Source organism: Bacillus sp. S3 (genome assembly GCF_005154805.1).
Classification (GTDB): Bacteria; Bacillota; Bacilli; order Bacillales; family Cytobacillaceae; genus Neobacillus.
Map to the genome: position 1 here is coordinate 3294592 of NZ_CP039727.1, position 21632 is coordinate 3316223.

At 39.3% G+C, this 21632-nt stretch carries 25 protein-coding genes; 1 reads left to right on the top strand and 24 read right to left on the bottom strand.

Annotated elements, in window-relative coordinates:
• Positions 1-194: 194 nt before the first annotated feature.
• From FAY30_RS15865 to FAY30_RS15895, 7 genes are read right to left on the bottom strand one after another with little or no spacing between them, the layout of a single operon-like run.
• Positions 195-1172: a biotin--[acetyl-CoA-carboxylase] ligase gene (locus tag FAY30_RS15865; protein WP_149870778.1), complete on the bottom strand. Its 978-nt coding sequence runs from the start codon at positions 1170-1172 to the stop codon at positions 195-197.
• Positions 1157-2356 (bottom strand): CCA tRNA nucleotidyltransferase, encoded by a 1200-nt coding sequence (locus FAY30_RS15870; protein WP_149870779.1) that lies wholly within the window; start codon positions 2354-2356, stop codon positions 1157-1159. The genes FAY30_RS15865 and FAY30_RS15870 overlap by 16 nt, the downstream gene beginning before the upstream one ends.
• A 10-nt stretch (positions 2357-2366) precedes the next feature.
• Entirely contained in the window at positions 2367-3494 is a 1128-nt protein-coding gene (gene bshA / locus FAY30_RS15875; protein ID WP_190284670.1) for an N-acetyl-alpha-D-glucosaminyl L-malate synthase BshA, read from the bottom strand.
• A 2-nt stretch (positions 3495-3496) separates the two neighbouring features.
• On the bottom strand, positions 3497-4207 hold the full coding sequence (gene bshB1 / locus FAY30_RS15880) for a bacillithiol biosynthesis deacetylase BshB1 (protein WP_149870781.1): 711 nt from the start codon (positions 4205-4207) through the stop codon (positions 3497-3499).
• Complete coding sequence (mgsA, locus tag FAY30_RS15885; RefSeq protein ID WP_149870782.1) at positions 4197-4616, bottom strand: methylglyoxal synthase; 420 nt, start codon at positions 4614-4616, stop codon at positions 4197-4199. Before mgsA ends, bshB1 begins: the two co-directional genes overlap by 11 nt.
• An 11-nt stretch (positions 4617-4627) precedes the next feature.
• Entirely contained in the window at positions 4628-5431 is an 804-nt protein-coding gene (gene dapB / locus FAY30_RS15890; protein WP_149870783.1) for a 4-hydroxy-tetrahydrodipicolinate reductase, read from the bottom strand.
• 5 nt (positions 5432-5436) lie between these two features.
• Positions 5437-5781 (bottom strand): nucleotide pyrophosphohydrolase, encoded by a 345-nt coding sequence (locus FAY30_RS15895; protein WP_149870784.1) that lies wholly within the window; start codon positions 5779-5781, stop codon positions 5437-5439.
• A gap of 191 nt (positions 5782-5972) precedes the next feature.
• Here FAY30_RS15895 and FAY30_RS15900 point away from each other — a divergent pair, with 191 nt between their 5' ends.
• Complete coding sequence (locus FAY30_RS15900; protein ID WP_149870785.1) at positions 5973-6845, top strand: YitT family protein; 873 nt, start codon at positions 5973-5975, stop codon at positions 6843-6845.
• Between the two features lie 39 nt (positions 6846-6884).
• Here FAY30_RS15900 and FAY30_RS15905 read toward each other — a convergent pair whose 3' ends face one another.
• The 17 genes from FAY30_RS15905 to ndk form a co-directional block, all read right to left on the bottom strand.
• On the bottom strand, positions 6885-7565 hold the full coding sequence (locus FAY30_RS15905; RefSeq protein WP_190284671.1) for a zinc metallopeptidase: 681 nt from the start codon (positions 7563-7565) through the stop codon (positions 6885-6887).
• A gap of 59 nt (positions 7566-7624) precedes the next feature.
• A complete protein-coding gene (gene ypjB, locus FAY30_RS15910) occupies positions 7625-8419 on the bottom strand; it encodes a sporulation protein YpjB (RefSeq protein WP_149870787.1) in 795 nt (264 codons plus the stop codon).
• Between the two features lie 62 nt (positions 8420-8481).
• On the bottom strand, positions 8482-9078 hold the full coding sequence (locus tag FAY30_RS15915; protein ID WP_149872743.1) for a lipoprotein heptaprenylglyceryl N-acetyltransferase LhaT: 597 nt from the start codon (positions 9076-9078) through the stop codon (positions 8482-8484).
• Positions 9079-9165: 87 nt separating this feature from the next.
• Positions 9166-9936 carry a menaquinol-cytochrome c reductase cytochrome b/c subunit gene (locus tag FAY30_RS15920; RefSeq protein WP_149870788.1) on the bottom strand — a complete coding sequence of 257 codons (771 nt, stop codon included), beginning with the start codon at positions 9934-9936 and terminating at the stop codon, positions 9166-9168.
• 60 nt (positions 9937-9996) lie between these two features.
• A complete protein-coding gene (qcrB, locus tag FAY30_RS15925) occupies positions 9997-10671 on the bottom strand; it encodes a menaquinol-cytochrome c reductase cytochrome b subunit (RefSeq protein ID WP_149870789.1) in 675 nt (224 codons plus the stop codon).
• A gap of 3 nt (positions 10672-10674) precedes the next feature.
• Positions 10675-11178 carry a QcrA and Rieske domain-containing protein gene (locus FAY30_RS15930; RefSeq protein WP_149870790.1) on the bottom strand — a complete coding sequence of 168 codons (504 nt, stop codon included), beginning with the start codon at positions 11176-11178 and terminating at the stop codon, positions 10675-10677.
• A gap of 141 nt (positions 11179-11319) precedes the next feature.
• On the bottom strand, positions 11320-11811 hold the full coding sequence (locus FAY30_RS15935) for a YpiF family protein (protein WP_317845666.1): 492 nt from the start codon (positions 11809-11811) through the stop codon (positions 11320-11322).
• Between the two features lie 72 nt (positions 11812-11883).
• Positions 11884-12450 (bottom strand): ReoY family proteolytic degradation factor, encoded by a 567-nt coding sequence (locus tag FAY30_RS15940; protein WP_149870791.1) that lies wholly within the window; start codon positions 12448-12450, stop codon positions 11884-11886.
• 41 nt (positions 12451-12491) lie between these two features.
• Positions 12492-13748 carry a tetratricopeptide repeat protein gene (locus tag FAY30_RS15945; protein WP_149870792.1) on the bottom strand — a complete coding sequence of 419 codons (1257 nt, stop codon included), beginning with the start codon at positions 13746-13748 and terminating at the stop codon, positions 12492-12494.
• Between the two features lie 26 nt (positions 13749-13774).
• Positions 13775-14671 (bottom strand): hypothetical protein, encoded by an 897-nt coding sequence (locus tag FAY30_RS15950; protein ID WP_149870793.1) that lies wholly within the window; start codon positions 14669-14671, stop codon positions 13775-13777.
• 106 nt (positions 14672-14777) lie between these two features.
• A complete protein-coding gene (gene aroA, locus FAY30_RS15955) occupies positions 14778-16067 on the bottom strand; it encodes a 3-phosphoshikimate 1-carboxyvinyltransferase (RefSeq protein ID WP_149870794.1) in 1290 nt (429 codons plus the stop codon).
• A 26-nt stretch (positions 16068-16093) separates the two neighbouring features.
• Entirely contained in the window at positions 16094-17200 is a 1107-nt protein-coding gene (locus FAY30_RS15960; protein WP_149870795.1) for a prephenate dehydrogenase, read from the bottom strand.
• A 36-nt stretch (positions 17201-17236) separates the two neighbouring features.
• A complete protein-coding gene (hisC, locus tag FAY30_RS15965; protein WP_149870796.1) occupies positions 17237-18325 on the bottom strand; it encodes a histidinol-phosphate transaminase in 1089 nt (362 codons plus the stop codon).
• A gap of 48 nt (positions 18326-18373) precedes the next feature.
• The gene (gene aroH, locus FAY30_RS15970) at positions 18374-18745 is read right to left on the bottom strand and encodes a chorismate mutase (protein ID WP_149870797.1); all 372 of its coding nucleotides are present in this window, start codon (positions 18743-18745) and stop codon (positions 18374-18376) included.
• An 18-nt stretch (positions 18746-18763) separates the two neighbouring features.
• Positions 18764-19834 carry a 3-dehydroquinate synthase gene (gene aroB / locus FAY30_RS15975; protein WP_149870798.1) on the bottom strand — a complete coding sequence of 357 codons (1071 nt, stop codon included), beginning with the start codon at positions 19832-19834 and terminating at the stop codon, positions 18764-18766.
• Positions 19834-21006: a chorismate synthase gene (gene aroC / locus FAY30_RS15980; protein ID WP_149872745.1), complete on the bottom strand. Its 1173-nt coding sequence runs from the start codon at positions 21004-21006 to the stop codon at positions 19834-19836. The genes aroB and aroC overlap by 1 nt, the downstream gene beginning before the upstream one ends.
• Before the next feature lie 168 nt (positions 21007-21174).
• Positions 21175-21621 carry a nucleoside-diphosphate kinase gene (gene ndk / locus FAY30_RS15985; RefSeq protein ID WP_149870799.1) on the bottom strand — a complete coding sequence of 149 codons (447 nt, stop codon included), beginning with the start codon at positions 21619-21621 and terminating at the stop codon, positions 21175-21177.
• Between the last annotated feature and the right edge of the window lie 11 nt (positions 21622-21632).

Here is a 21632-nt window from a genome sequence, read left to right on the forward strand (position 1 = left end):
AATAAAAAGATCCTTCTGAAGGCAGAGGATCTTTGTTACTCTTTTGCATGTTCCATCCCTCTGTCCCGGTCCGTTATACGGATCTAGGCAGAAACCTTTTTAATTATGAGTTTGGTTCACAGAAAGGTGCAGTTCTAGGAAGATACTGCCCAAGGAAATTATATTACATTGTATAAGTAAAGCGCAAGCATGGATTAAACCTCAATATCGGCAGAATAAATATGGTGAACGAAACCAGTTTCATCCTCCAATTTTAATACTCCATCATCGGTTATCCCCAGTGCTTTTCCCTCGATGACATTTGTTAATGTTCTTGCTCTTAGGATTTTTCCGATACTGACAGCATAGCCTTCCCATAGCAGCTTAATTGGATAAAAACCCTGTCCTAAATAAAGTAAATATAATTTTTCAAAATACTTGAAAATACTTCTGATTAATCCTGCTCGGGAAATTAGCTCGCCTTTTTCAATTGATAGCGAACTTGCCTTTTCTTGCAGCTCACTTGGGAAATCCTCTTTGGCTTGGTTCACATTAATTCCGATCCCAATAATAATCGAATGAATGCGATCAGCTTCCGCTTGTAGTTCTGTTAAGATTCCAGTCACTTTTTTGCCGGACAATAAGATATCGTTAGGCCATTTTATCTCAGGCTGCAAACCGGTCTCCTCCTCCATTGCCTGAACAATGGCAACCGCTGTTAAAAGCGTCAGCTGGGGAGTTTTAATGAGGGGAATGTTTGGTCTAAGAATAAGACTCATCCAAATTCCTGTATATTTAGGAGAATGCCATTCCCGGTTCATTCTTCCCTTCCCGGAACGTTGTTCTTCAGCAATAATAACGGTTCCTTCCGGCGCGTCATCATTCGCGAACTGATGAGCAATTTTTTGTGTAGTTTCTACACTTTCTTCATAATGGATGTTCCTGCCGATAAAGTCAGTTGTTAAGCCCAGCCGAATTTCGTCCGCTGTTATTCTTTCGGGAGTTTTTACAATCCGATATCCTTTATTTCTAACTGCCTCTAATTCAAAGCCGTCTTTTCTTAATTCTTCAATATGCTTCCAAACTGCCGTCCTTGAGCAGCCAATTAGTTCAGCTAGATGTTGGCCTGATAAAAAGGACTCGCCAGCATCTGTAAAGGCATCTAGCAGCTTCTTTCTTATTTCTGACTGCACGTCAATAGCCACTCCTTAATCTTCTGCTTGTCATTTACTACTTGGTTATCTACAATTGCTTGCTCTATTTTCAGGAGAGTCTCTTTCAACCATGGACCCCCGTTTTGATTAAACCAGTTCATTAGGTCACCGCCTGTTACAGCCATGTCAGAACGCTTCTTAATCGGGAGTTGTTCATATACATCCAACCAGTGTTGAACTGTTTCAATTTCTTTTGACCCTTTTATTACGTTGAAAAGCTTTTCAGTAGAGAGAATGGTGTCATTTCCGGCAGCATATAAATCATAAACGGACCATTCATGTTCAAGCCTTTTACCGGCAAAATCCAATATTTGCTGAATTTCTCTTATTTCTTTTACAGGCAGACGCCACTCTCGTAAGAACGGCTCAATTGATTTTCCCTTCCATTCTAAACAATAAAGAAGTAATACCCACATTTCTTTTTTATTTAGCCCCTTAGATTCAAGGCCCGTCAATTGAGCAAGCTGTTTTTTCTGATTAGCTAAACCCGGTAAAAAGGAAAATAAATTTGTATCAAGTAAAATCTTAATCGCATTGTTACAATCTTTTCCAACAAGGAGCTTTTCAAACTCCACTCTCTTCCGCTCAACAGCAATATTATTAAGCAAGGAGGCAAGCCGTTTTAATGCCCGAAGTGTTTCATCTTCGATTGAGAAAGATAGCTGACTGACAAACCGGACCGCCCTCATCATTCTTAATGCATCTTCCTGAAAACGGTCATTTGCAGAACCAACCGTCTGGATTACTTTGTTCTTAATGGCTGCTTGCCCGTTATAAGGGTCTATGAGCATACCATTTCGATCCATCGCCATCGCGTTCATCGTAAAATCCCTGCGTTGTAAGTCTTCGTTCAGATTACGAATAAATGAGACCTCTTTTGGTCTTCGGTAGTCCTGATAGTCCCCTTCCGTCCTAAAGGTGGTAATTTCATATGATTGATGATTGAACAACACGAGAACCGTTCCATGTTCAATACCAATATCAACTGTTTTCTGAAAAATTTCTTTTACTTCTTCGGGTGTAGCTGATGTGGCAATGTCTACATCACTAATTGGCTTATGCAGGAGATAATCTCTTACCGAGCCGCCTACAAAATAAGCCTCATATCCTGCATCCTCTAATTTTTCTAAGACGGGAATCGCAGATAAAAATGGTTCCTTCATTTCATTCACCTTAATTCAACAGCTTAAAATAAAGCTGCTCATATTGTTCGAGGATTTTTTCAGCCTTAAATTTTGTTTTTACGATATGTATAGAGTGACTTGAAAATTGATGATGGAGCTTGCGATCATTTAAAAGCGAAATGGCCTTTCCCGCTATATCCTCGACGTCAGCAACCTTACATAAATATCCGGTTTCGCCATGTTGAATCACTTCCGGTATACCTCCAACATTGGTCCCTATACAAGGAACTCCGCAAGCCATTGCCTCGAGTGCAACAAGGCCAAAACTTTCTTTTTCAGACAATAACAGCATTAAATCACTGATAGAATACAGTTCCTCGAGATTTTCTTGTTTGCCAAGGAAAATAACCTGGTCCTCGATCGAAAGTTTCCTGACAAGTTTACAAACGATTGTCATCTCAGGTCCGTCCCCAACCAGCAGTAATTTTGCCGGCATGACGGCTGAAATTTTGGCAAAGGTTTTCACCACATCTTGTACCCGCTTAACGGCGCGAAAATTAGAGACATGGATAATGACCTTTTCTTCTTCTTTAATCTGCAATTGCGTTTTTAAAGATGCCGCAGCACTTTTATGATAAATTCGTTCATCAATAAAATTATAAACCGTTTCGATTTGTTTATCCGGATTGATGAGCTCATATGTTTGATTAACTAGTGCATTGGAAACAGCTGTTACTGCATCTGATTTTTCAATACCAAATTTAATTGCATCTGTTAACGATGGATCGTAGCCTAATACTGTAATATCCGTTCCATGTAGGGTTGTGACAATTTTAAAATTTCTGTTTGACATTTGCTTTGCTAAGATCGCACAAACCGCATGTGGTATGGCATAATGTACATGCAAAATATCTAATTTTTCCCGATTCGCTACCTCTGCCATTTTACTGGCTAATGCAATGTCATAAGGTGCGTATTGAAAAACCGAATATTGATTCACTTCAACCTGATGATAATAAATGTTATGGTACATTTTATTTAATCGAAAAGGGAGGCTCGATGAGATGAAATGAATTTCATGCCCCTTTTCAGCAAGCATTTTCCCGAGTTCCGTTGCAACAACACCTGAACCCCCCACAGTTGGATAACAAGTAATCCCTATTTTTAGTTTCCGCATCACTAATCTCCTATCAAATCATCCTTCAAAAGAAGGGGAACCTTCGTTTTAAAGCCTTCGGCATAGGTTACTCCAACCATTTTTCCAAACATTCTTTCCCTTGCCTCCACTGTTTCAATATAACCGTTTACCAGCGGTGTATCGATACTTTGGTCTGTTAACTCAAATTGGCTTTTGTAAGCACGTAAAGCCGCTAGCTTTCTATCGATAAATGCTGAAATATCAATGGTAAAGTCAGGCTTATGAAAGCCATTAATCATATAAAAATAGGTTCTTATAACGCGATGAGGCTCGTTCCATTTATCTGTTCTATACTTTTTGATGCCTGCAGAGAAAACCGCTTCCTCTACCAAACGAGCACAATTTCCGTGATCGGGATGACGGTCGTCGAAATACGGAGCAAACACCACTTGTGGCTTGAATCTCCGAATAACACCAGCAATCTTGTTTATGTATGCTTCATTCAAAAGTAACCCTCTATCCGGAAAACCCAGTGAGGTGCGCAATGGTACTGCTAAAATTTCAGCCGCCCGGGCAGCTTCCTCTTTCCTTAGGCTGGGATTACCATTTGAGGAAAGATCAGCATCTGTTAAATCGCAAATGCCAATTCGCTTTCCCATTGACGCCAATTTTGCAATTGTTCCCGCCATACCGATTTCCACATCGTCCGCGTGGGCACCAAATGCCAGTATGTCTAAGTGGTTATTTTCCATTTCCTTCACCATTCTCGTGGACGACATTTCTCCATTCCAATAAACCCAACTCAAGACCCCTTATTAGTAATTCGGCCGTACCCATATTGGTCGCAAGCGGAATCGAATATACATCACAAAGTCTTACGAGAGCTGTTACATCCGGTTCATGGGGCTGCGCTGTTAAAGGGTCGCGAAAGAAGAAAATTGCGTCCATCTGATTTTTAGCGATCAAAGCACCAATTTCCTGATCTCCCCCAAGTGGACCTGATTTAAAACGCGTTACCGGTAATCCGGTTGCTTCATTTATACGCAAACCAGTTGTTCCTGTTGCGAAAAGAGTATGCTTGGCAAATATTGCCTGGTAGGCTGTAACAAATTGGACTAAGTCGTCTTTCTTTTGATCGTGTGCAATTAATGCGATATTCATAAAACTAGCCCCTAACCTAAAATATTTTCAAGTCCGTAAACAAATGTATTTTGCTTCATGACTGTCTCAACGGCAACCTTGACACCGGACATAAAGGATCCGCGATGATAGGAATCGTGCCGAATGGTTAATGTCTGTCCATCAGCTCCAAATAAAACCTGTTGATGGGCGACGAGTCCTGGCAAGCGGACAGAATGAATACGCATTCCATTATAGTCAGCTCCCCTTGCGCCTTCTAATGTTTCTTTTTCATTTGGATGACCCTGCTTTTTCATTTCTCTTTCAGCAGATATCATTTCTGCTGTTTTAACTGCTGTCCCTGAAGGGGCATCAAGCTTTTGGTCATGATGCATTTCGATAATTTCAACATCTTGAAAATATTTAGCAGCCAATTGTGAGAACTTCATCATTAAGACGGCACCAATAGCAAAGTTCGGTGCAATTATACAACCTAACTCTTTTTCATCACAAATACGCTGTAACTCCTCTAAATCTTGCTGAGAAAAGCCAGTGGTTCCAACAACCGGACGGACATTATATTCGAGCGCTGTCTTGGCATGATACATGCCTACTTCAGGGGTTGTCAGGTCAATTAATACATCTGCTGCAACGTTTTGAAGACAATTTTCAATATCTGTATAAATTGGCACATTGGCTATTTCGTTAAAGCCAGCCACATCGCTTAGCATCATTCCATTATACTTGTGATCTACTGCAGCCACCAAATTAAAATGTTCTGTGTTTGTTACTAATTTTACCGCTTCACTGCCCATACGGCCTCTGGGTCCAGCAATGATAATATTAATAGTTTCCATATTTTTCACTCCATTATATCCTTTTCGATTCTTGTCCAACGATCTTTATCCCTAGTATTAAATTTTGCCATAACATAATTATGTGCCTCTTCTAAATCAATGTTTAAGGCATTGGCAAAACATATAAGGACGAAAAGCACATCTCCAAGTTCTTCTTCAATTGCTTTTTCAGTTTCACTGGATTTTTTCGGCTTCTCCCCATAATAATGATTTACCTCCCTAGCTAACTCCCCAAGCTCCTCGGTGAGTCTTGCAAGCATGGCAAGGGGACTGAAATAACCTTCTTTAAATTGACTTATGTATGTATCTACTTCCAGTTGCAAATCCTGCATCGTCTTTCTATTGGTCATTCTTTCCACCTCTCTTACTAAATCAATCAAAATTTAATTATATTCCTTTTTTATGTTAGCTAAATTATAGCCGATTTACAAATGTTTTCGTTTCAATCAGACTCTTTTCCACTTCTCATTGCTCTAGCACTAGTAATTCGCTATAATAAAAACCGCTGAAGTAGAGAAATATATGGAAGAGGAGGAAAGTTATGATATTAGGTCTTAAAATAAAGAACATATTATTTATCCTTTTAGGTGCGGCTATTATGTCGTTCGGATTAGTTAATTTTAATATGCAAAATAAGTTAGCCGAAGGGGGCTTTACAGGAATAACCTTGCTATTTTATTTCCTGGTTGACTGGGACCCCTCATACACGAACTTAATCCTTAATATTCCGCTATTTTTTATTGGCTGGAAGCTGTTGGGCCGCAATGCATTTTTGTATACCATCATTGGAACTGTCGGAGTCTCGGTTTTTTTATGGATTTTCCAGCGAAATACAATTGATATGCCCCTGCAGCATGATTTAACCTTAGCAGCCCTATTTGCCGGTGTTTTTACTGGTATTGGATTAGGGGTAATTTTTCGATATGGTGGAACAACAGGCGGAGTCGATATCATCGCGCGGCTTGTCCAAAAGTATGCCGGCTGGAATATTGGCAAAACGATGTTTTTATTCGATGCATGTGTAATTGCCCTTTCTTTATTTACATACCTAAATTACAAACAAGCTATGTATACGCTTGTAGCTGTTTTCGTGGGTGCAAGAGTGATTGATTTCATGCAGGAAGGGGCATACTCTGCACGTGGTGCGATGATCATTTCAGAAAATAATGAGCAAATTGCAAATAAAATTATGGAGGAAATGGAACGGGGCGTTACTGCTCTGCGGGGATATGGATCCTATACTAAAAATGAACGTGATGTTTTATATTGTGTAGTCGCTAAAAATGAATTAATCCGTTTAAAAAACATAATCACCTCTGTTGACCCGCATGCATTTATTTCCGTATCAGTTGTACATGATGTCCATGGCGAAGGTTTTACATTAGATGAAAATAAAATGCCGATTACAGACTAAAAAAAATGCAATGTCCGCTAGATGTGGACATTGCATTTTTTAATCATTATTTCTATTCATTCCGGTAAAGATTAGGACAAGCCTTAATAATTCCAGTACGGCTACCGCTGCTGCGGCAACATAGGTCAGGGCAGCTGCGTTTAATACTTTTCTGGCTTCCCTCTCTTCTTGATTACCAATTAACCCGAGAGATACGACTTGGTCCATAGCCCGGCTTGATGCATTAAATTCAACGGGTAATGTAATAATTTGAAAAAGAACTGCTGCTGCCATAAACACAATTCCTATTAACAGCATCCCGCTCAAATGAGCAAAGATTCCTATCATAATAAGAATCCAGGAAACATTGGATCCAAAATTAGCCACAGGAACTAACAGATGTCGGAACCTTAGGAAAGCATAACCTTCCGCATCTTGAATGGCATGTCCGCATTCATGCGCTGCAACAGCCGCAGATGCAATTGAAGACCCAAGATAATTTTCAGGTGAAAGGCGGACAGTTTTACTTCTAGGATCATAATGGTCACTTAAAAACCCATGTCCTTGTTCAACTCCAACATTAAATAAGCCATTTGAATTTAAGATTTCCCTCGCAATTTCAGCACCTGTACGATAGCGGGATGTCGGTACCCTGGAATACTTTGTAAACGTATTTTTGACCTTCATCTGCGCCCATAAGGGAATTAACACGATAATAGCAAAATAAATAAGGTAATACATAATGACCCTCCAAATCAGCTCGTGGTGTTATTGGTCTCAAGTATAGCCGATTAGTCGCATCAATCCTTTAAGTCTCTTGACCGGTTTTTCTTCGGTTCTTTATCGCCCTGGTACTTTCTCCAGCCTACATATGATAATGTCATAATTATAATACTTCCTGTAGATATTATGACCCACCATAGTGAAGGGTCTGCTTCATCCTCTTCCATATTGGCAAAAAGATTTTTTAAATCCGTGTCAAGTGCATTCAGCTCCTCTTGACTTTTTGAATTATTAACGATTTGGGAACGATATTCATCAATAAAATCAATTCGTGCATCTAGTCTTTGAATATTTTCTACAGGTACATCTATTTTCATACTAGGATAAATAACGTTATATAACGATAAAAAAGTGTTAAAGTTTGTATGAAAATGAGCGGTATCACCATTTGCTGCAGCATCTTTAGCTTGGTGAAAGGCAGTCATGATTTGTTCTTCCATTTCTGTCCATAAAGGCTGATGGCTAGTCGCTATTGCATCAATAACAAGACGAAATTTTGTTAGTTTATTTATTCTTTCCTCATATTTCATAGTGGGACTTACGGCTGCTTCCATCGCTTCATCATGCGAGGTATGAACAATTCTTACCTCGTCCATTGATAGGGGCTTGGTTGTCCCAGAAATGCTCGTAAATTGGTCTGAAAAATAATCAAGCAATTTTTTTGCATCTTCATATCGTTGAAACTTCACCATTTGAAGAGCCTCATCGGAGATATCATCCAGCTTCTCCATTGGCGATTGCTGTTCAGCATTTACAGTTATGGGAGTGAGCATAATGATAATTGCTAAAAAAAATAACCATCTGATTTTCAATCCTTGTCCCCCCTTTCATTACTAATAAAATGTATGTAGGGTTGGACAAGGTTAGACCATCTTCACTTATTTATTTTTAGTTTAAACCTTTTTGACCTAATTGCAAAATAATAAGCAATAGCTAATGAAAGAATCGAAAGCCAGAAGGTAAAATAGCCAATTTGCGGTGTATAACGATCAAGCATATGATAGCTTGGCAACATAAAAAAAACATAATCAATGACATCATTATGAAGTGTCCAAATAGCTGTTATTATTAAATGCCACCACTTAAACCGGTAAAATGGTGCATATAGGATTCCCTGAACAGCCATTGCAAAGTGAGATAAAATTAACATATACCCGATCCAGTCGAGTTCACCTTGAACAAAATACACAAGAATGTTCATGACCACGGCCCAAATTCCATATTTAAAAAGTGTAACAATTGCGAGCGCTTCAATTAATGGCCAGTTTTTCCGCAGTAAAAAAGCAATAAGGACAAAAACAAAAAATAAGCTGGCAGTTGGGCTATCAGGTACAAAAGGCAGAAAAATCGCCGGAGTTTCTTTAAGCTGCCATCCATACCAATAATACCCATAAATAGTTCCAGCAATATTAATAAGAAGTAAAAGTTTAAGAACTGACCGATTAGCTAAGAGAGGATAAATCGAGCGCATTGGCACACCTCTTTCCATCATTATGTAAGAAAATTAACTAGAATAAAAAAGCTGACGATTCTTTCGTCAGCTTCTTTTTTATGTTTCTTATTTACCAAGACCTGCGATAAACTCAGATAGCTTCTTAAGCTGCTCATCGTCACCTTTAAAGATACCTGCAGGCATTCCGCCTTTACCTTCTTTGGCAATCTTGGCAATTTCTTCTGCGGATAAACCGATACCCACTAATGATGGAGCACCAGCACCACCTTGAAAACTATCGCCATGGCAAGTTACGCAGGTATTATCACTAGCAATTTTGTATCCTTCATTCGTTTTATCGATTTCGACTTTTTCAACGATTTTACCTTGACGTTCAGCTGCAGCCCAGTCATGTGTCGCAACGGATTCCCAAGTTAAAAATACAATAGAAGCCAATGCTAATAGCATAAATGCTGTCGCAAGCGGGCGCTTTCTAGCACGACGCTCCGGTCCGCGATCTAGGAACGGTGCTAATAATAGGCCTCCAAACGCTAGGCCCGGCATAATCATAGCTCCGACAACCGTAAATGGACCAGATGCATAAGTATATTTTAGCAATTGATACAAGAACAAGAAATACCAGTCTGGTAATGGAATATAGCCAGTATCAGTCGGATCCGCTATCCTTTCAAGCGGAGCCGGATGTGCAACTGTTAAACATAGAAAGCCGACAAGAAAAACGGCACCTATCATCCATTCTTTCAAAAGGAAGTTAGGCCAGAATGCCTCTGTTTTACCAGGATATTCTGAGTAATCTTTTGGAAGCATCGTCTTCCGTGATTCAAGTGCAGGAACACGTGAGTCACCAACGAACTTCATACCTTTACCGCGATGCATTGAGCAATCCCCCTCCTTTTTCCGTAAAGATTAGAAAAAATTACAGAATAAAACCGATTTTTATAGCGGTCCGGAAATACCTTGTTTACGAATCATAATGAAGTGTGCCGCCATTAATCCAAATAACGCTGCCGGTAAGAAGAACACGTGGATAGCAAAGAAACGAGTTAAGGTTTGTGCACCTACAATATGTTCGTGACCTGCAAGCAGTACCTTGACATAGCTGCCAATGAATGGAGTTGCCTCGGCGATTTGAAGACCAACCTTTGTTGCAAACAACGCTTTCATGTCCCAAGGTAATAAATAACCTGTAAATCCTAATCCTAACATGACGAAGAAAATCAATACTCCGACAATCCAGTTTAATTCACGAGGCTTTTTATAAGCACCTTGGAAAAAGACGCGTAATGTATGTAAAAACATCATTACAAGTACTAAACTCGCACCCCAGTGATGCATACCACGTACAATTTGTCCAAAAGCAACTTCATTTTGAAGATAATAAACTGACTCCCAAGCATTTTTAATATCCGGTACATAGTACATGGTTAAGAACATGCCGGAAAGAATTTGAATAACAGTTACAAAGAATGTCAGACCGCCAAAGCAGTATACAAACGCCGAAAAATGATGCGCTGGGTTAACATGCTCCGGTACTTCATGGTCTGCGATATCGCGCCACAAAGGCGTAATATCTAAACGTTCATCTACCCAATCGTAAATTTTGTTTAACAATGATTACGCCTCCTTCCGTGGTTTCGCTTTTCCTAAGTAAAGGTAACCATCTTTTTCTTTGTATGGATATACATCAAGCGGTGCCAGTGGCGGTGTACCTTTAACATTTGTTCCATCCTTCGTATAACGCCCGTAATGGCATGGACAGAAGAATTGTTCTGGGTGCTCCTTGTCAGAATTCCAGTTAACAGTACAGCCTAAATGTTTACAGACAGGCGATAAGGCTACAATCTTATCCTTTTCCTTATAAACCCAAGCAGATTCCGTTACATCTGACTCATACCAGGCATCCACTTGCTTATAGGTAAAGTCAACACGAACCGGTTCATCTGTTAGATCAGCAACCTTTTGCTTTGTGGCAATAAAATCTCCGCCAGCTTCTGCCTTTAATACAGGATCCACAGCAAATCGGACCATCGGCATTAACATACCTGCAGCCATAAAACCTCCTACACCCGTTAAAGTGTAGCTTAAAAATTGTCGTCTTGAAACGCGCTCTTTACTCATGCTTGTCCCCCCCTCTATTCACAAGTTTAAGTCCAACGGACAATTATTAAACACATATAAAACTAGGACATAACAATGATATATCAATCTGCAAATAAGGTCAATATCATACTATTTTAAAAACATATATTCTGAAGAGTTTTATGCATTTTCATGCCATTTTTGGGTAAAAAGACTTAAAAGCTGTTTAACTTGGCTATCAATCATTTCCATTTTTTGAGAATCATTCATGTGCTCAAGCGGAAGTGAAGGCAACCAAATTAACGATCCTCCTAGCTTGTCTTCATGCATGCGCCAATCAAGCTCAGAGGTTATGTAAAATATGTGTTTAAATTCACCTTCCGCAATGTTTTCCTCCCATTTCAATAAATCATTCAATATTTTTTCATTATTATCATTTTTCAGATATGTAAAGGGAGGATATAATAAAATTCTTCCTGTAAATTGTCTTTCCAAATGACTAGCTAATAGTGTGATAAATTCTGCCGTTGCCGCTGATTGTTTCATTTCACCCCCGACTGATACCGAATATAATGGTACTACTGCTGTATCTACATACTCCTTAGCTTTTAAGTATGTCTCTATATCTTGAGGAATCCACTTCATTTTATGCACCAATCCTTTTTCTTTCACTACTTCAATAATATCATTATCTCCTAAAATAAGAAAAGGTAAAGTAAAATAGGCAGAAAAAAGGAAGTCTGCTTAGCGCAAACTCCCTTTTTTCTCAGTAACTGCAAGTTTATTTAATTTTTCAGTTAACATCTGGAATGCTTTTCGATCTTGTTGATCTAGAGCTTCATCAATTAATTGCAGTAATTTTTCACGTTGAAAACGTTCAATACTGTGTTGTAACAATTGTTCTGCAACAATTCCATCCTTTTCATTCACTTGTAAATGTCTCGGAACAAATGGATTTTCTTCAAGAACAGCTGCATATTGGTGTGCCTGATTGGAGGCATGAAAATTAAGTTGAATAAAAATATCTTCGTCTCGATTCAGCCGAATATCATGAAAGGATTTTTCAGCATCAGTTGTCATGACATTTTCTTTATAAAATCGAAATGGTACTTTATCCACACAATGCGTTGACATAATCAAACCGCGTGGACAATACTGTGCTTGCTCAACAAAATGAACCTTTTCCATTAGTTGATCGTGGCTCATTAAATAATTGAGTATCCATACACATTCTCTTCTCTTTAATTGATAATGATTTAAAAACCAGCGAATAAAGTCTTTCTTCTCGTTGACAGAAACAGGGGTTGCCATGATAGTTTCCCTCCTCTGCATAATCAGCTTTTTTTATTCTTTTAATTTGTTAAACGTTCGAGCAAATCGATATACTCGACGTTTGTTGGATCTTCAATTAGCAGCTGTTTAAAAATTTCGGCGGCTCGGTCGTTTTTTCCTTCTTCAATTAGAAAATATCCGTAATCCAGTAAAAAGGTTTCATTATTCTTAAAAAAAGTATATGCATTTTCATATTTGTCTAATGCGTATGAAAATTCTTCGAGTTTCTGATAAGCATGTGCAGTATCCCATAGAATCTGGGGTTCTTCTTCTTCCAAAATATCAAGCTGGGAAATTAACTCAATAACATCCCCAAATCGTTCATGTTGAAAAAGAAGCTTATTTAACGTAAGCGCGGCTTCAATAAAGCCCGGGTCCAAGGCAAGTGCCTCACGAAAATTTTGTTCTGCTTCGTCCACTTTTCCAAGCTTTAAAGCCATTTTCCCACCATAGAAAAATAATTCTTTGTTAAATTCGTCTTGTTTAATACCTTCTTTAATAGCCTGTAAACTGTTTTCCAGCTCTTCTTCCCGTTCATACGCTTTTGCCAAATGTAAATACAGTGAATGATATTCCGGGTCAAGCTCTTTTAATTCATTAAACTTTTCAATCGCTGTCCGATTATATCCTGCCTGAAGAGCAGTAAATGCATAACCGAATAGCGTGTTAATCTCTAACTTTTCATCCAGCGCTTTATCATAATAGGCAAGAGCCTCCTCAAAAGCTCCAGAAGCACTTAAAAGGTCAGCCATCCGCCCATGAATATTGACGCCGGCTATCTCGTTTTCTTCTCTTAAAACTATTTCAAAAGCATTCATTGCCTTAATTACTTCACCTTTCTCACTATAAAGCTCGCCCAATGCGAAATCGATAATGACCTCATCTGGTAATAATTCTTTAGCTTTCAGCAGCTTTCTTTCACATACTTCATAAAGACCCTGAACCTGATATAGATCCGCCAATAACAATAATGATTGTCCAAAATATACATCCTGCTTCGAAATCTTTTCTAAGACAAGTATCGCTTCCTCTTCTTCCCCAGCCTCCACTAATATTTCACCCAGCAGTACAAGAAGTTCGCCCTCTTCAGGGTAAATTGCTAATAAATTTTCGACTAGCGTCTTTGCCTCATCTAAAAATCCAAATTGGTACAATTCTTCTCCAAGGAGAAACTTTTCTTCATGGCTGCCATTTTTTAATACAACATTATATTCATTTAAGGCCTCATTATGTTGGCCGTTTTCTAACATATAGATAATTTTATTCACTCGATCCATTGGCTTATACCTCACGTTCCCCTGATTTATACTGAAAAATAAGATGGGGTTCTCACCTTAACATGTTCTCCAAATCCAGGTTTAAATAAAACCTGTTTCCCAGAGCGGACAACCTTTCCTTTGTGGACAGTAACTACTAGTCTATCACTATGATAATGAAATAAACTTGATTCATCAACATTCTTGATTTCTCTTCCCTTTACATAAAGGTTATAACTTAATTCTGTTCCGTTCATTAGGCTCCCTTTTTGCGGGTATAATCCGATTTTATTTAAGACATGAATAGGTAGTGGCTCCTTTTCAACAACTTCCTCATATAAAGCAGGAATCTTTTCTTTATGCATGTTATTATTCCATTTCGACAGAATGACCTTCGCTTCCTTCTTTTGCGGACAAGAAATTAATGGAATAAATGGACTGTTAAATGGAAACATTGCTTCCCTTATCCATCCCCAAGGAATACCCTCTAATTCGTCCTGTTCCTGAAGATCCACGAAGATAGCTGGAATCTTCTCCCTCTTACAGCTTCTGATAAAAGACGGTGTAATAAGCCGTACCGGGATTTTAACACCAATGATAAAATCGACTGGGCTGCTTATTAATGCAGTTTTCACTTCCATGATTTTTTCAGTAAGCTCTTTTTCGTAGGATATTTCAGTATAAGTTAACAGCGTGGTGCATCCCTTTAACAAGAAATGATTAATTAAAAAGGTCTTAACATCTTGAAATGTTCCTTGAAACGGAATATCCGAACTTAAAAGGACATATGACGGGGTCATAATATAGGATTCAGCATTCATTTTCATTAGTCGATAGTGTTTGAATCCTGTTTTAATTGCAGTTATTCGATCTTCATTTATTAACATTGACTGTGTGTGAAGCTCTTTATCTTTAAGGATATTGGCATTTTCAATAATATACATCGTCCCTATCACCCAATTCCCATCTTTAAGACAAGCTATGCGAAAAAACAAAAACTATGCAAGTCCAACAATAAAAAAGAGAAAAAGCTGCAAAATATTGCAGCTTTTAGTGGATTAGCATATTTAAGTGGGCAAAGAAGTTCGGATATGAAACAGATATTGCTTCTGATTGTTCAAGTTCTACATCTTGCTTAGAAAGAAGCGCAGCAATTGCGAGCATCATACCAATGCGGTGATCACCGTGGCTAGAAACACTTCCACCGTGTAAATTCGATTTTCCGTAAATGACCATTCCATCATCGGTTGCTTCAATCGAAGCTCCTAACTTTCTTAATTCATCTACAACAGTATCAATTCGATTGGTTTCTTTTACCTTTAATTCTTCTGCATCTTTAATAACCGTCTTTCCTTCTGCCTGGGTTGCCAGAAGGGCAATAATCGGAATTTCATCAATAAGTTTTGGGATTAAATCTCCTTCAACAACCGTACCTGTTAATTTAGAGGTTTTAATGATAAGATCCCCAACCGGCTCAAAAGATTGATCATCCTTTTGAACAATCTCGAGGTTTGCTCCCATTTTTTTCATTACCTCAATGATTCCCGTTCTAGTAGGATTGAGGCCGACATTTTTTAAAACAATTTCACTATCGGGAATAATGGCTCCAGCCACTAGGAAAAAAGCCGCTGATGAAATATCCCCTGGAACATGAATTGTCGCCGCTGTCAATTTTTGTCCACCTTTGACGGTTATCACTTTATGATCTTTGTCGATTTCTCCGCCAAACTTTCGAATCATTCTCTCTGTATGATCCCGGGTTTCAGCAGGTTCGATAATGGTACTTTCCCCATCTGTCTGCAGGGCTGCTAAAATTAGAGCTGATTTTACCTGTGCGCTTGCTACAGGGAGCTCGTAATGGATCGGATTTAACTGTCCGCCACGAATCGAAATAGGAGTAAAGGCACTGTTTTTTCGCCCATCAAGACTTGCTCCCATTTTTGTTAAAGGACCCGTTACCCTTGTCATTGGCCTTTTACCAATTGATTCATCACCTGCCACCGTGGAGAAAAATGGCCTTCCTGCCAATATCCCCATTAATAAACGAATAGTAGTCCCGGAATTGCCTACATCCAATATTGCATCAGGTTCTGTTAAACCTTCAAACCCATTTCCCGTAATTCGAATCTCGTTCTCTGATTCCTCAATTGATACCCCGAGCTTTCGAAAGCAGGATATCGTGCTTAAACAATCATCGCCTGGCAAAAAATTAGTAATTTTCGTTTCACCATACGCGATAGATCCAAACATAACCGATCGATGTGAGATTGATTTATCTCCCGGAATGGTTACTTCACCATTTAACCGATTGATATTAGTCATTAGTTTTTTTAAAGCCATTTAAGAAACACCTACTTACAATCATTTTAGAAACCAATGGAAGTGGCAAAGCGGGAATAATTGCCAATACATTTTTCTGCTTTTTGCCGATCCTCTTCTGTTTGAAAGCTAATGACTAAAACGCCATTAATATCTTCACGTGTTTCGAGGATGCGTATATTTGTGATACTGATTTTCTCCTTCGCTAAATTACCCGTTATTTCTGAAATTACACCAGGGTAATCGGGTACATCAACATACAAATCATAAAATGCGGGGATTGCACCTTTTTCCTTCTGTGGTAAATCATCGCGGAATTGCTTTGCTCGTTTGAAATAAGCGAAAATTTCATCACTGTTTTCCTTTTCTAGCAGCAGTTTTACTCCATTCATTTCGTCCTGCCACTGATTGAGAAGGTCAATTAAAGTTTCTCGGTTGTGTAGTAGGATATCTTTCCACATTTCCGGACTACTTGAAGCAATACGCGTGATATCTCTAAATCCTCCTGCTGCCAGCCGGGGAATAAGGCTTTCCGCTTCCGCAAGTTTTTCGGTTTGCCGAACAATTGAGGCTGCAATAATATGCGGAAAATGACTTACTATCCCTGTAAGATAGTCGTGATTTTCCGGTGTCATCGTTAAGAATTTAGCATTTGTCCCCAATAACCAATCTTTTAAACGTGCAACAGCTGCCGCTTCTACATCGTCGTCCGGAGTTAATAGATAAAATGCGTTTTCAAATAAGATTTCTTTTGCAGCAGAAACACCGCTTTTATGAGAGCCGGCCATTGGATGGCCTCCAATAAACGTAATTCCCTTTAGCCTTAAGCTTGCTGCACTTTCCACAATTCTTCTTTTCGTACTGCCTGTATCTGTCACAATCACTTCGGGGTGAAGTGGCAGTTTGGATAATAGCTGTATAATCTCTTTGGTTTCATTTACAGGTGCAGCAATAATTATTAAATCAGTATCCATGGCGCCATCATTAATATTTTCTACTATTTCATCAATGACACCCAGCATTTTTGCCAGCCTTGCCTGCTCACTATTGATATCAAATCCTGCAATCACAGCTTCAGGATGTTCCTTCTTGATACATAATGCTAAGGAACCGCCAATTAACCCTAAGCCAATAACAAAAACCCGGCCTTTCAATGTTTTTTCCCCCTAGTTTAAAGAGAACCGCTCTCGTCAGTTCGCTTCCAGAAATTCACTTAATGCCTTAAGAACACCTTCATTTTCTTCAGAAGATCCCACCGTAATTCTTACAGCAGTCGGAAAGCCAAGAGCTTTTCCGGAGCGGACGATATAACCTTTTGTTTGCAAATATTGAAAAATTTCATCTGCATCAACGTTAAAATCTATTAATATAAAGTTGGTCTGAGTAGGATAATATTGAAGCTGATGTTGTTCGCAGAATTCAAAAAACTGTGTCAAACCATGTCTGTTTTTTACTTTACAATCTTCGACAAACGCCTGATCTTTGATAGCGGCACTTGCTGCCAATTGACCTAAAGAGTTCACATTAAACGGTTCTCGTACTGGTTCAAGTGCCTTGATGATAGAGCGGTTCGCCACCCCATACCCCACCCTTAGGGCAGCAAGTCCATATATTTTTGAAAAAGTTCTAAGTACAATCAGGTTTTCATACTTGCGAGTTAAACCGACTGCATCATAGTAGTCTTCTGCAACTACATATTCATAATAAGCCTCATCAAGCACGACAAGGATATGCGGCGGTACTTTTTCTAGAAATGGGATTAATGTATTTTCCGGTATATATGTACCCGTAGGATTATTGGGGCTGCAGACCCAGATCACATTTGTGGTCTCGTCAATTGCCTCAAGCATGGCATCTAAATTATGGTCACCGTTAACTAATGGGATTTCCTTAATGACAGCTCCCTCAATCAGAGCATTATGCTTGTATTGAGAAAATGTAGGTGTTGCCATAATGGTACTGGCATTTCGGTGCAGAAGCGCTCGTGAAATAATTTGAATTAGGTTGTCTGAACCATTTCCTAATATTATCTCCGTTTCATCAACCTGCAAAAATGCTGCAAGCGTCTCTCTTAAATGAGTAGCATAGCCATCAGGATAAATAGCTAAACTAGATTGATACGATTGAAGAGCTGAAAGTGCCTGTTCCGAGCAACCGAATGGATTTTCATTGGAAGCCAGTTTGACAATCCGTTCTAATTGAAATTGTTTTTTGACCGCCTCAATTGATTTCCCTGGTTGATAAGGAGTAAGCGCTAAAACATTCTCTTTCCATCTCATTTTCCTCACTCCATTCGTTCTGATTGTCATCATTTTCATTAAACTGTTTTACACTACACTATTTCCAAGATCGGGTCTTAACACCTTTGCATTCCTTAAATATACATGACCAATTTGTTCCTGTGGCAAACTTGTATTTACATGCATCATAATTCTGACACACATATCTAGAGAATTAGGAACAGGAAGCTCTCGCATACACATGACCGGAACGTAAGTCCATCCCGCAAATTTCCGTAATGCCTTTGCCGGAAATACTGCATTAATATCTTCTGTAGTTGAAATGAATACTGAGGCGACGGAATCAGGTTGAATTTGATTAACCTCTATTAATTTTGCCAAAAGTTCCTCTGTAGCAGAAATAATGTCTTCCTCGGTATTTGTGCTGACCGTCGTTGCTCCTCTCATCCCTCTGATCATGTAAATATCCCCCTTGAATTAAAAACTTTTTAGCTCTTTTAATAATATTGCTTCAGATACTTCCTGGAGACATGGCTGTCCGACTTCGTTTAGCAATACAAATCGAATGGACTCACCAATTGACTTCTTATCCTGCCTCATTTTGCTGATCAGACTATCTAAGGATAGTTGTTCAGGGATGGTTATTTCATATCCTAACGTCTTAACCCAATCGGTAAATTCATGAATTTGAAAGGATAACCCAAGTAATTCTCTGCTTAACTTCAATGCAAATAACATCCCTATCATTACTGCTTCACCATGTGTGAAGTTTCCATAGCCCATTTCCGATTCAATTGCATGTCCAAGCGTGTGACCCAAATTTAAATAAGCGCGGACACCTGTTTCTCTTTCATCCTGTGAAACAAATTGGTTTTTAATCTTGATCCCTTTCACTAACGAATCCGTTAATTGAGCTAAAGTTAAAGAATTCAAGTCAACAACATTTATTTTTAACCATTGATAGAAGTGGGGATCGGCAATAAGTGCATGTTTAATAACCTCAGCAAACCCCGAGCGGATTTCTTGGATTGGCAATGTTTTTAACAGTTCAAGATCATAAAATACGGCCTCCGGCTGATAAAAAGCACCAATCATATTCTTTCCAAGTGGGTGATTGATGGCTACCTTGCCTCCAACCGCACTATCATGAGCCAATATGGTAGTTGGAACTTGAATAAAAGGAATTCCCCGCATAAAGGAAGCGGCAACGAAGCCAGACAAGTCTCCAACTGCCCCGCCGCCAAATGAAAGAATAACAGATTGCCGATCCAAACGGTTCTCAAGTGCCGTTGATAAAGCATCATAATACACTTCAAAGGTTTTTGCCTTTTCACCGCTTGGAGCTGTAAAAATAACAGGATTCCAATGCTTTAATTCAAGCAAAAATTTCTCAAGATGAAGTTTTGCAACCGTTTCATCTGTAATAATCAGTATTCTTGTAAGGTTAGGAAAATGACTGCTTAGAAATGTGCTAAGCTCTTTTCTTACCCCTTCCCCAACAAAGACCGAATATGTTTTTGATGCTGTTTGAATTTGAATCGTTTCCATTAAAACTCCCTCGCATATTCACGCTGCCTGTTTATTTCATCGGCAAAGGTTTCAAAGCGGTCACTGTAAAATTGTTCAACTAGCGCATTCGCAAGCTCCCAGGCTACGACATGTTCCGCAACAACGGCAGCCGCAGGTACGGCACAGCTATCAGAGCGTTCAACACTCGCTGCAAACGGCTCTTTCGTTTCAATATCAACACTCATTAATGGTTTATACAGTGTAGGTATGGGCTTCATTACTCCTCTGACCACAATAGGCATCCCAGTAGTCATACCGCCTTCAAACCCGCCAAGCCGGTTTGTCTTGCGGTAATATCCTACTTCTTTATCCCAGGCTATCTCATCGTGGACTTCACTTCCGGGCTTTCTGGCTGCTTCAAATCCAATTCCAATCTCTACACCTTTAAAAGCGTTTATACTCATTATAGCTGCAGCTAATTTTCCGTCTAATTTACGATCATAGTGGACATAGCTTCCCACCCCAGCTGGCATTCCAGTAGCAACAACCTCAACTACCCCGCCAATTGAATCACCATTTTTCTTGGCTTCGTCAATCGCATTCATCATTTCCTGCTCGACATTTGGATCGGCCACTCTTACAGGTGAATTTTCAGTCCGTTCCTTAAGTTCCGTAACTGAAAGAGAAGGATCAACGGTGGCTTTAATTCCCCCGATTTCGATAACATGTGAAACAAGTTCAACACCGACCAAGGATAAAAGTTTCTTGGCAACAGCACCGGCTGCCACTCTAACGGTTGTTTCACGGGCTGATGATCGTTCAAGGACATTTCTCATATCCCTGTGGCCATATTTCATCGCTCCATTTAAGTCGGCATGGCCAGGTCTTGCCCTTGTTACCTTACGCTTTATTTCTTCCTCTTCCGCATCCTCTATTGCTTCAATACCCATAATCTTTGTCCAATGCTTCCAGTCATTGTTTTTCACTACCAGGGCAATTGGCGACCCTAGCGTTTTTCCATGGCGGACACCCGATACTATTTCTGCCGTATCTTTTTCTATTTGCATGCGGCGCCCTCGGCCATGACCTTTTTGACGTCTTGCCAGCTCTTCATTTATATTTTCAGCCTCTAGCGGCATTCCCGCAGGCAAACCCTCTAAAATAGTTGTTAACTGCGGCCCATGGGATTCACCAGCAGTTAGATATCTAATCCCCATTCTCTTTCCCCCTTCAACTCATTAAAGAATTATGTATCAATATATCATATCGTGGTAAATAAACATAGTATAATAATTCAGAAAATAACAGAAAATTTTTGTATCCGATTACAAAACAAGGCACTTGTATAAGTTCTATACAAGTGCCTTGTCAATGTTAGATTAATAAATCCATTCATTTACTAATTTCGAATACTCTACAACGCCAGTATCTTTAAAAAACAGGCCGATTTCCCGTTCTGCACTTGCTGGTGAATCGGAGCCGTGAATGACATTTTTACCAACAGTTAAACCAAAATCACCACGAATCGTTCCAGGTGAAGCATCCTTTGGATTTGTAGCGCCCATCATTTGGCGCGCAGTAGCGATCACATTCTCCCCTTGCCAAACCATGGCAAAAACCGGGCCGGATGTGATGAAGTCTACTAATTCACCAAAGAACGGACGTTCCTTGTGCTCACCATAATGCTCTTCTGCAAGTTCAGTTGGAATGCTCATTAATTTAGCTCCAACCAGTTGGAAGCCCTTTCTTTCAAATCGTGAAACGATTTCACCAATTAAATTACGCTGTACGCCATCAGGCTTTACCATTAAAAAAGTTTTTTCCATGAATTCCACTC

Coding starts and splice junctions, on each gene's coding strand:
- mgsA (WP_149870782.1), bottom strand. CDS start 4,616: ATGAATATCGCATTAATTGCACACGATCAAAAGAAAGACGACTTAGTC.
- aroH (WP_149870797.1), bottom strand. CDS start 18,745: ATGATCAGAGGGATGAGAGGAGCAACGACGGTCAGCACAAATACCGAG.
- hisC (WP_149870796.1), bottom strand. CDS start 18,325: ATGAGATGGAAAGAGAATGTTTTAGCGCTTACTCCTTATCAACCAGGG.
- bshB1 (WP_149870781.1), bottom strand. CDS start 4,207: ATGGAAAATAACCACTTAGACATACTGGCATTTGGTGCCCACGCGGAC.
- FAY30_RS15915 (WP_149872743.1), bottom strand. CDS start 9,078: ATGCGCTCGATTTATCCTCTCTTAGCTAATCGGTCAGTTCTTAAACTT.
- FAY30_RS15940 (WP_149870791.1), bottom strand. CDS start 12,450: ATGGCAACCCCTGTTTCTGTCAACGAGAAGAAAGACTTTATTCGCTGG.
- ndk (WP_149870799.1), bottom strand. CDS start 21,621: ATGGAAAAAACTTTTTTAATGGTAAAGCCTGATGGCGTACAGCGTAAT.
- FAY30_RS15870 (WP_149870779.1), bottom strand. CDS start 2,356: ATGAAGGAACCATTTTTATCTGCGATTCCCGTCTTAGAAAAATTAGAG.
- FAY30_RS15920 (WP_149870788.1), bottom strand. CDS start 9,936: ATGCATCGCGGTAAAGGTATGAAGTTCGTTGGTGACTCACGTGTTCCT.
- FAY30_RS15930 (WP_149870790.1), bottom strand. CDS start 11,178: ATGAGTAAAGAGCGCGTTTCAAGACGACAATTTTTAAGCTACACTTTA.
- dapB (WP_149870783.1), bottom strand. CDS start 5,431: ATGGAAACTATTAATATTATCATTGCTGGACCCAGAGGCCGTATGGGC.
- bshA (WP_190284670.1), bottom strand. CDS start 3,494: ATGCGGAAACTAAAAATAGGGATTACTTGTTATCCAACTGTGGGGGGT.
- aroA (WP_149870794.1), bottom strand. CDS start 16,067: ATGGCTTTAAAAAAACTAATGACTAATATCAATCGGTTAAATGGTGAA.
- FAY30_RS15900 (WP_149870785.1), top strand. CDS start 5,973: ATGATATTAGGTCTTAAAATAAAGAACATATTATTTATCCTTTTAGGT.
- FAY30_RS15945 (WP_149870792.1), bottom strand. CDS start 13,748: ATGGATCGAGTGAATAAAATTATCTATATGTTAGAAAACGGCCAACAT.
- FAY30_RS15905 (WP_190284671.1), bottom strand. CDS start 7,565: ATGTATTACCTTATTTATTTTGCTATTATCGTGTTAATTCCCTTATGG.
- FAY30_RS15950 (WP_149870793.1), bottom strand. CDS start 14,671: ATGTATATTATTGAAAATGCCAATATCCTTAAAGATAAAGAGCTTCAC.
- FAY30_RS15895 (WP_149870784.1), bottom strand. CDS start 5,781: ATGACCAATAGAAAGACGATGCAGGATTTGCAACTGGAAGTAGATACA.
- aroB (WP_149870798.1), bottom strand. CDS start 19,834: ATGGAAACGATTCAAATTCAAACAGCATCAAAAACATATTCGGTCTTT.